The organism is Hypericibacter sp., from assembly GCF_050729195.1.
Lineage (GTDB): Bacteria > Pseudomonadota > Alphaproteobacteria > Dongiales > Dongiaceae > Hypericibacter.
Genome location: NZ_JBOHKS010000318.1, coordinates 1 through 9344, shown reverse-complemented (window position 1 = coordinate 9344; position 9344 = coordinate 1). Strand labels below are relative to the sequence as shown.

Sequence of the window (9344 nt, the reverse complement as noted above, 5' to 3'; positions counted from 1 at the left end):
CCTGGTGCGGGGCGGCAAGGTGACGAAGCTCGAGGGCGACTGGCCCTTCCCCCGCACCGTCGTGATCGAGTTCCCGTCGCGCGAGGCGGCCGAGGGCTGGTATCACTCGCCGGCCTATCAGAAGATCCTGCCGCTGCGCCTCAAGGCCAGCCGCGGCAATTTCATCATCGTCGATGGAACGGAGTGAGCTCAACTTTAATCCCCTCTCCCGGAACGGGGGAGGGGACAGGGCTTGTGTTCAATTGTAGCTCGCCTGCCGGCGCTCGGTGTCGTCTTCGCGGGCGAGGTCGAAGAGCTGGAACAGGGCTTCCGGCTCCTGCGCGCCCGAGAGCGCGAAGCGGCCGTTGAAGATGAAGCAGGGCACGCCGTTGATGCCTTGCCGGCGCGCGAGCTGATCCTCGGCCAGCACGACGTCGCGTTCGTCGCCGCTCACGAGAAACCGCCGGGCTTCCTCCTCCGGCAATCCTGCCGCGGCGGCGATGGCGGTCAGGATGTCGGCATCGCCGGTGTCCAGCCCGTCCTCGAAATAGGCGCGGAACAGCCCGTCCAGCACCGGGCTCTGCCGGTCGAAGCGATGGGCGAAGCGCAGCAGCCGGTGCGACATCACGGTGTTCGGGGTCCGCTTGATGCGGTCGAAGGCGAAGGCGATGCCTTCGCCGGCCCCGGCCGTCGCCACCGCGTCATGGATGCGCCGGGCCCGCTCGGGCGTGCCGAACTTCGATTCCATGTAGCTGCGCCGATCCATGCCCTCAGCCGGCATGGTCGGGTTGAGCTGGAAGGCCCGCCAGGCGATCGCCACATCGCTCTGGGGCCGCGTCTTCAGGGCCCGTTCCAGCCGGCGCTTGCCGACATAGCACCAGGGGCAGATGGTGTCGGAGAAGATATCGAGCTGCATCGAAAAACCTCCCGGGCGCTTGGGAGAAAATCTAATGGGTTTCGGGCGTTGCCCGGCTTGACCTTTATCCAGTTGGCCTCGACCATAGCGCAAAACAAGATGGCGCGAAAACCCCGAGGGGCATGAGCGCCGAGGCGCTCGAGGGAGACTGAGGCATGGCGACGGGACGCGACGCGGGCAGCGTCTGGGAACAGGATCTGGCGCCGAATCCGGCCAATTATGTGCCCCTGACGCCGATCTCCTTTCTGCGGCGGGCGGCGTCCGTCTATCCCGACAAGGTCGCGGTCATCCATGGGCGCCGGCGCATCACCTATGGTGCGTTCGCCGAGCGCTGCCGGCGCTTCGCTTCGGCGCTGGCGGCCCGGGGCGTGGGCAAGGGCGACACCGTGGCGCTGCTGGCGCCCAACATCCCCGCCATGCTCGAGGCCCACTACGCGGTCCCGATGCTGGGCGCCGTGCTCAACAGCATCAATATCCGGCTCGATGCCGACACGGTCGGTTTCATCCTCGATCATGGCGGCGCCAAGATCCTGATCGCGGATTGCGAGTTCGCCGAGGTGACAGAGAAAGCGCTGGCGGCATGCGCAAGCAAGCCGCTGCTGGTCGAGATCGACGACAGCGAGGCGGATTATGCCGCGAGCGGCGGCGGCCGGCGGCTGGGCACGCTCGAATACGAGGCCTTCCTCGCCGAGGGCGATCCCGGCTTCGAGGGACGCTGGCCCGACAATGAATGGGAAGCGATCGCGCTCAACTACACCTCGGGCACCACCGGCAATCCCAAGGGCGTGGTCTATCACCATCGCGGCGCCTATCTGAACGCGATCGGCGATATCGTCTCGACGGGGATCAACGCCCACTGCGTCTATCTCTGGACGCTGCCGATGTTCCATTGCAATGGCTGGTGCTTCACCTGGGCCGTGACCGCGGCCTGCGGGACCCATGTCTGCCTGCGCCGGGTCGAGGCGGCCACGGTCTATCGCCTGATCAAGCAGCATGGCGTGACGATCCTCTGCGGCGCGCCGATCGTGCTCAACCTGCTCGCCAACGCGCCCGACAGCGCCAAGGTCAAGTTCGAGCGCGTGATCGAGGTAATCACGGGCGGCGCCGCACCGCCCTCGGCCATCATCGAGGCGATGGACCGCAACGGTTTCCACGTCACGCATCTTTATGGCCTAACCGAGACTTATGGACCCGCCACGATCTGTGCGCCGCAGGAGAGCTGGGACCAGCTCGATCTGGAGGGCCGCGCTCGTGCCATCTCGCGCCAGGGCGTGCCGGATGCGACCCTCGAGGCGATCCTCGTCGCCGATCCCGAGACCATGGAGCCGGTGCTCCAGGACGGCATGACCATCGGCGAGCTGATGCTGCGCGGCAATACCGTGATGAAGGGCTATCTGAAGAACGCCAAGGCGACCCAGGACGCTTTCAGGGGCGGCTGGTTCCATTCCGGCGATCTGGCGGTCTGGCATCCGGACGGCTATGCCGAGATCAAGGACCGCGCCAAGGACATCATCATCTCGGGCGGCGAGAACATCTCCAGCCTCGAGGTCGAGGAGGTGCTCTACCGCCATCCCAAGGTGCTGGAGGCGGCGGTGGTCGCGCGTCCCGACGAGAAATGGGGCGAGACGCCTTGCGCCTTCGTCACCTTGCGCGAGGGGGCGGAGCCCGACGAACGCGACATCATCAATTGGTGCCGCACCCATATGGCAAGCTTCAAGATCCCGCGCACGGTGCGCTTCGGCCCCTTGCCCAAGACTTCCACCGGGAAAATCCAGAAATACATCCTGCGCGAACGCGCCAAAGAGCTGGGAGGCTGAGCAGCCGATATGACGAGTTCTCTCTCCAGCATCGCCGCGCGTTTCGATCTCACCGGCCGCACGGCGCTCGTGACCGGCGCCTCCTCGGGCCTCGGCTGGCGCTTCGCCGAGGTCCTGGCCGAGGCCGGCGCCAAGGTGGCGATCGCGGCGCGCCGTACCGACCGGCTCGAGGCACTGGCCGAAGGAATCACCGCGCGCGGCGGGACTGTCCTTCCGATCGCGCTCGATGTCACCCACCCGCCCGGCATCAAGGCTGCGGTCGCCTCGGTCGAGGCCGCGCTGGGGCCCTTGCGCATCCTGGTCAACAATTCGGGCATCGCGCCGGCGAGCGCCTTTCTGGATCACAGCGAAGACGACTGGGATCGCACGCTCGACACCAATCTCAAAGGCGCCTTCCTGGTGGCCCAGGAGGTGGCACGGCGCATAGCGGCGCACGGGCAGGGCGGCAGCATCATCAACACGGCCTCGATGCTGGGGATCGTGGTCGCCAAGGGCTCGGCCGCCTACAGCGCCTCCAAGGCGGGCGTGATCTCGCTCACCAAGACCATGGCGCTGGAGCTGGCCAGGCATCGCATCCGCGTCAATGCGATCTGTCCTGGCTATTTCGAGACGGAGATGACGGAGAGCTATCTCGCGACGCCGCAAGGCCAGGCGGCGATCAAGGCGATCCCGATGCGCCGGGTGGGGAAGGCCGAGGAGCTGGATGGGCTCCTGCTGCTGCTGGCCTCCGATGCGTCGAGCTTCATGACCGGCAGCGCCGTTCTCGTCGATGGCGGCGAGGTACTGCAGCAGGCCTGAGACGTCACGTCGACAAGGGGGAAGATTTCATGCTTCGTCGTTCGATCGCCGCGGCCGCCTTGATGGCTGTGGCCCTGTTGCCCCTGGCCGCGCAGGCCGACAGCGCCGCCATCAAGAAGAAGCTGAGCGAGACGCCGGCCAATCTCTGGGACCTGTCGCTCGTTCGCGTGGAATCGGCCCTGGCCAGCTGGGCCGGCGGCGAGGGCATCAACACTTTCGTCGGCACCGAAGCCGACAACATCGTCATGTATGTCTACGAGCCGGCGGGCAAAGCGACCAAGGCCGAATGCAGGAAGCTGATCGACCGGGTGAAGAAGGCCGGCGGCGTCGATCCCAAGACCGGCTATGCCGACAACCCGGCCTCGGACTATGCCGCGCTGCTGAACTTCGCCCAGATCGACCAGTTCTCGGTCGATGAGAGCTATGCCGAGACCGCGGATTCGATGTTCCGGATCGACGCGGTCGCGGGCAGCGGCGAGGGGGCCGTCACCTGCAAGGGACCGCTGATCTCGACCGAAGTCGCCTATCCGACGCAGTGAATGGCGTGAGATACGCGGCCCCGACCGATAGGTCCCCACGATGAGCGCGGTCGATTACTCGAGGCTCTTCGAGATCGATTCTATGGAGGCCTGGGACGAGGAAGAGATTTTGGAGCTGAAGAAGCTCCATGACGAGGCAAGGCGTTACATCGACTCCTTCCGATGGAGCGGCGAGATCAAACGCGTCCTATTCGGGATGGGGATCGGCGGTGTCGTCGGCGTATTCTTATTCGAGCTGGCGCCCGCGAGGCCCGATGTCGATAAGATCCTCTGGGTCGTGGTGGGCGATCTGCCGCCGGCCCATCTCGTCACCGACGAGGCACCCGAACCGGATCTGGCGCTTGAGGTCTATATCTACCAGATGCGACGATGGGTGGAGGCGGTGAAGGCGGGTGGGGATCTGGCCGATGTGATTCCCGTTAACGCGCCGCCAACGATCGAGAATGCGGCGGATCTCGAAAGCCGGTTGAACATGCTCGAGACGGAGATTCTGCCCTGGTATCGGCAGGGAGATGATGGAGACGCCTGACGAAGTCAGATCAATGCCGTTTTGGGAACTCTGCACCTCGCGGTCCGCCCACCAAATTCGGCTGGAGTTCGTCCCGAAACTTGTATGGGGCTTTCGCATCGTAATCAGCGCGTTCGCTCGGCGAGAGACCTGAGCGGATGACCTGGATCGAAAAGCCGCCGACAAGATATCCGTCTTCGATGTACATCCAGTCGGAGATCTGTTCCGGCCGGAATTCGACGCGTTGCATGAATGACAGGCCCTTGATATGAGGCTCATTGCCGACGGTGCCTGTCATCGGCATGGTCGAGGCATCGATGTCGGCCAACCAGATATGCTCCGTGGAGTTGCCCTCGTGGAACTTCACCTTGAGCAGAAAGGCCTTCTGATTGGGTTTGGGTTTTACGAAAGCATCGAAGAACGAGCGCAATGAACGGCGCGCCTCTTCGATCGCAAAGTTCATGCGGCGGTCATTTGCCGAAAACGGTATGGTTGGTTTTCCAGCCCTTTCGGCCCCGCGGTCATCAGACATTCGCCGCCCCCAGCAGCTCTGGCCTTAAGAGCGCAACAAGGCGCTCCGTTCAACTTAAATCCCGCGGGATTTTCCGTTCCCAGCGTTTGTTGAAGACCGGCTTGTCGCCCTCGAAGCCGTCGAGCTCGAGCGTGACGTGGAAATTCTTCGCGTCGGCCGTGAAGGTGCTGCGGCCCTTGGTGCGGGTGTGCCAGTCGCCGCGCCCGAGCGAGGCGACCCAGGCATAGTCGGCCCGCGCGCTCAGCGGATCGTCGCCCTTGATGCGATAGCGCTCGGTCAGATGCGCGCCGGTCTCGAGTCCGATCGCCTCGAGCCGATAGACGCCCTCATCCTTGTCGACGGCATAGGTCGCCTCGTCCTGCGCGGGATCGTAGCTCAGATTCAATCGCGCATCATGCTTGCGGATCCAGGCGACGGGTCCGGGCATGGCGCCTTCGGCCGGTGCGAATTCCGGCAGTTGGTTGTCCTCGGCCCGGCGCGCGCGCGCCGGCAGGGTGAGCTGGCTGCTGCCGGTATGGACCGTGATGGTCGCAGCCTCGGCCTGCGGCCAGATCGTCGGCCAATAGGCGGTCGAGATCGCGACGCGCACGCGATGGCCGGAGAGGAAGCGGTAACCGATATCGTTGAGCTGGACGCGGACGCGATAGCGCTGGCCCGGCGTGATCAGGCTCGGATTCGGATGGCTCTCGCGGTGCGAGAGATTGAGCACGCCATAGCTGACGCGCAAGGACGAGCCGTTGGCGTCGACGTCGCAGAGCCGGACCGCGATCTGGGTCTGCGGCTTGTCGGAGGAAAGCTCCAGCTCCAGCACCGGCGCGCCGACGATATCGAAGGCGGCCGTCAGCGGATCGGTGTCGAAGCAGAGCGAGCGCGCATCGTCCTCGCGCTGGTCGAAGGCGATATCGACGCCATTGCCATAGGGGCACCAGAAACCCGCGGCCGAGCCGACATATTGCGGCGAGCGATGCAGCAGCGCCCGTTCCGGTGCCGGTTTCGCGCCCAGGCCGTTCTCGTTCAGATGCAGGACCCGCGCCTCGGTATGGGGCGAGGGCCAGCCGGGCTCGCCGATCCAGCGGCCGGGCCATTCCTCCTGAGAGGCGCGCGGCACCACGCGATCCATGACCCAGACGCGATAGCGCGGGCCTTCCATGGCGCCACGATCGATTCCCTTGAGCCACTGGTCCCACCAGGCGAGGCATTCCTGCAGGAAGCCGATCGCGGGCAGGGGCCGCGCATTATGCGGCCAGGTATGGGCCCAGGGCCCGACCAGTCCCTTGCAGGGAACCTTGAGGTTGGCAAGGAGCCGCGGCACCGCGTTGCTGTAGGCATCGATCCAGCCGCCGACCGCGAAGACCGGGCATTCGATGTCGGCATAGTTCTCGCTGACGGAGCCCTGCTGCCAGAAGGCGTCGCGGCGCGGATGCTCCATCCAGTTAATAGCCAGCAGCGGCATGTTCTCGAGCCGGTCGAGCCACATCGAGCGCCAGCGATCGCCCACGATCGCCGGGTCGGGCGGCGGCGAAGCGTAGCAGGTCATGGCCGAGGCCCAGGTCGAGTTGTCGCTGAGGAGACAGCCGCCCATGTAATGGACGTCGTCGGCATAGCGGTCGTCGGTGAAGCAGGCCGGGATGATGGCCTTGAGCTCGGGCGGGCGGCGTGCCGCGATCTGGAGCGCGTTGAAGCCGCCCCAGGAGATGCCCATCATGCCGATCTTGCCGGTGCACCAGGGCTGGCCCGCGATCCAGCGCAGCGCCTCCAGCGCGTCGTCCTGCTCCTGCTTGATATATTCGTCGACGAAGCGTCCGTCGGATTCGCCAGTGCCGCGGATGTCGATGCGCAAGACCGCATAGCCCTGGCGCGCGAACCAGGGATGCATGATCTCGTCGCGCGGCGCCGTGCCGTCGCGCTTGCGGTAGGGCAGATATTCGACGATCGCCGGCACCGGCGTGGTCTCGGCGTCCGCCGGCAGCCAGACCCGCGCGGCCAGCCGCACCCCGTCCGACATCGGGATCCAGATATTCTCGATTTCGCGGACTTCGCGCGGGGTGACGTCGATATAGCGCATGAGATTCCAGAGCGTGGGAGGGCAAGTGCGCCCCTGTCTGGCTCAGCGCGGCGGTTCCGTCAACAGGCCGCGAAGACGGCCCGGAATCCGCGGGCTTATTCCGGCAGCAGCCTCACCAGCCCATGCTTGGCCAGCCAGACCAGCCCGCGGCGCAGGCTGTCCTGCCGTTCGGCCGGCGCCAGCGCAGCGAGGTCGTCGGCACTGGCCGTCTTGGCGGTGGCGAGATGGGCCAGCACCGCCATGCAGTCGTTCCGGTCCGGGAAGATGCTCGAGGCATAGGAACTCGCGGGCTGGCGTCGCATCGCGTCCAACCGCTTCACATCGGCACCAGCGACCGCGGCGACCTTCGTATCGGGCGCCAGGCGGTTCGTCGGGTAATGCGCGAAGGCATCGAAGGGATCGAGACGCGAGGGCCAGGCCGCGCCCTTGCCGCGGGGTGCCGACTCCTTGGCATTCTTGCGGATCCGGTCGAGCTCGCCCCAGAGCTGCTGATACTGGCCGATCACGACCTTCCAGTCGAAGACCTCGCGCGCCCGCTGGCGCGCCTGGCTGCCCAGCTTCTCGCGCAGGTCGCGGTTCTTGGCGAGCCGCACCAGCGCCTCGCAGGCATCCTGCGGATCGACCGAGACGAACTGGCAGGCATTGCCGCAATAGCGGTCATAGCTGTCGGCGCCGGAGGTCTGGCGATAGATCAGATCCTCGCCGAGGGGTGCCGGTGGCTGCCAGGTGCGGACGCGGAAACCGTCCTCGCCGTCGCGCACCGTGTCCATATAGCCGTCCCAGTCGCTGACGAGACAGGGCAAGCCCGCCGCCATGGCCTCGATCGGGGTCAGGCCGAAGGTCTCCTGGATATTGTCGGAGAAGGAGACGAACACATCGGCCGCGGCCCAGATGTCGCTGCGGACGTCCTTCTTGCGGCCGTCGAGAAAGATCGCGTTGACCGAGGGGCAGAATTCGCGGGCACCGCTGCGGAAGGCCTGCTCGATCGCATCATTGGCGAACCAGCCGGCCTGGATCAGATGCACCTTGCCCTTGATCGCCTTGGCCGCGGCCTCGGCTGCGAGATACATCGGCAGCGGATGGGCCTTGGCATGGAAGGAGAGCCGGCCCATGAACAGCAGCACCAGATCGCGCTCGCCGATATGCAGCCGGTCGCGCCAGGTCTTGCGCACCGAGCCGTTCAGCTTGAAAGCGTCGCAATCGACACCGAGCGGGATCACCGGCAGCTCGGGAAGGGTCGGCTTGCCGGCCGCGCCGAAACGGTCGCGGAAGAATTCCATCTGCGCATCGACCACGCGGTCGACGGTCTTGCGCACCGAGACCGAGCTGCAGATGAGCGCGTCCCAGCGCTGCACCGGACCCGTGACCAGGCCCGCGATCGAATCCATCGCGCCGAAGGAGGCGGTGGTGTGGGTGATGCCGGAGATCGAGAAATCGCGCTGGTCGCATTTCGAGCGGCGCATCCAGGCATGATCGGCGATGCCGGGACCGGGCAGGAAGAGCGAGCCCGGTTCCTTCAGCATCTCGAGGCGGGAATAGACCGCGACCGACACGGGCGTCCCCGGCTTCAACTGGTGCAGGGTCTCGGAGAAATGGCGGCCGTCGTTTTCGGTCGGGACCAGACCCCAGAAGCGCTCGACGCCGGCATGGCGGGCGAAGCCCTTGAGGAAGCCTTCCCCGGCGGCGTGGCGCCCCATCAGCTTCGGCCGCGAGGTGTCGTAGCCCTCGGCCGCGAACATGATCGCGGCGTTGGGGCGCCGCTTGCCGGCGGCGTCCAGGGTCTCCGTCTCGGTGGCGCGTGCCGTCATCGGGCCGGGCTCCTCCATGGCGAACTCCTCGACCGGCCATCGGACCGGTACCGGTTGGTCTTGTACGGGAATTCATCAATCATTGCAGGCATTTGATGCGGAACCGTAAAGGAACATCGTAAACAGCGCGACGCGCGGCCCCGACAATCGAGCCATTCCTGTGCAAGATCAAGGGATTGTGGGGCTTAGAGCGTTTATCACCTCCCCCTTGCGGGGAAGGTCGCGAGCGCAGCGAGCGGGAGGGGGACGGCAAGATGTCGAAACCGAGATTGCCCCCTTCCTAACCTTCCCCCGCAAGGGAGGAAGGTACAGGACTGCGCGAAGGCGGCGGCAGGATTTGCCGGATCCCCAGGCTGGTTTTGCCGCGTGAGACCGGTGCTCT

9 protein-coding genes are annotated in these 9344 nt (G+C 65.8%); 5 read left to right on the top strand and 4 right to left on the bottom strand.

Going from position 1 to position 9344, the window contains the following annotated elements:
• Positions 1–187: DUF1330 domain-containing protein (locus tag ACREE8_RS25880; RefSeq protein ID WP_431575909.1), on the top strand; the 187-nt coding region annotated here is incomplete at its 5' end.
• Between the two features lie 51 nt (positions 188–238).
• Here ACREE8_RS25880 and ACREE8_RS25875 read toward each other — a convergent pair.
• Entirely contained in the window at positions 239–895 is a 657-nt protein-coding gene (locus tag ACREE8_RS25875) for a DsbA family oxidoreductase (protein WP_431575908.1), read from the bottom strand.
• 155 nt (positions 896–1050) lie between these two features.
• Between ACREE8_RS25875 and ACREE8_RS25870 the strand changes: the two genes are divergently transcribed.
• Genes ACREE8_RS25870 through ACREE8_RS25855 form a run of 4 tightly spaced genes read left to right on the top strand, consistent with a single transcriptional unit; the run spans position 1051 to position 4578 of the window.
• Positions 1051–2712, top strand: coding sequence for an acyl-CoA synthetase (locus tag ACREE8_RS25870; protein WP_431575907.1), 1662 nt, complete (start codon positions 1051–1053; stop codon positions 2710–2712).
• Between the two features lie 9 nt (positions 2713–2721).
• On the top strand, positions 2722–3510 hold the full coding sequence (locus ACREE8_RS25865; RefSeq protein WP_431575906.1) for an SDR family NAD(P)-dependent oxidoreductase: 789 nt from the start codon (positions 2722–2724) through the stop codon (positions 3508–3510).
• A gap of 29 nt (positions 3511–3539) precedes the next feature.
• Positions 3540–4049 (top strand): hypothetical protein, encoded by a 510-nt coding sequence (locus tag ACREE8_RS25860; RefSeq protein WP_431575905.1) that lies wholly within the window; start codon positions 3540–3542, stop codon positions 4047–4049.
• Positions 4050–4089: 40 nt separating this feature from the next.
• The gene (locus ACREE8_RS25855; protein ID WP_431575904.1) at positions 4090–4578 is read left to right on the top strand and encodes a hypothetical protein; all 489 of its coding nucleotides are present in this window, start codon (positions 4090–4092) and stop codon (positions 4576–4578) included.
• A 10-nt stretch (positions 4579–4588) separates the two neighbouring features.
• Here ACREE8_RS25855 and ACREE8_RS25850 read toward each other — a convergent pair whose 3' ends face one another.
• The 3 genes from ACREE8_RS25850 to ACREE8_RS25840 form a co-directional block, all read right to left on the bottom strand.
• A complete protein-coding gene (locus tag ACREE8_RS25850; protein ID WP_431575903.1) occupies positions 4589–5089 on the bottom strand; it encodes a YegJ family protein in 501 nt (166 codons plus the stop codon).
• Between the two features lie 49 nt (positions 5090–5138).
• Positions 5139–7154 (bottom strand): CocE/NonD family hydrolase, encoded by a 2016-nt coding sequence (locus ACREE8_RS25845; RefSeq protein WP_431575902.1) that lies wholly within the window; start codon positions 7152–7154, stop codon positions 5139–5141.
• Between the two features lie 95 nt (positions 7155–7249).
• A complete protein-coding gene (locus ACREE8_RS25840; RefSeq protein WP_431575901.1) occupies positions 7250–8980 on the bottom strand; it encodes a glycosyltransferase family 4 protein in 1731 nt (576 codons plus the stop codon).
• Between the last annotated feature and the right edge of the window lie 364 nt (positions 8981–9344).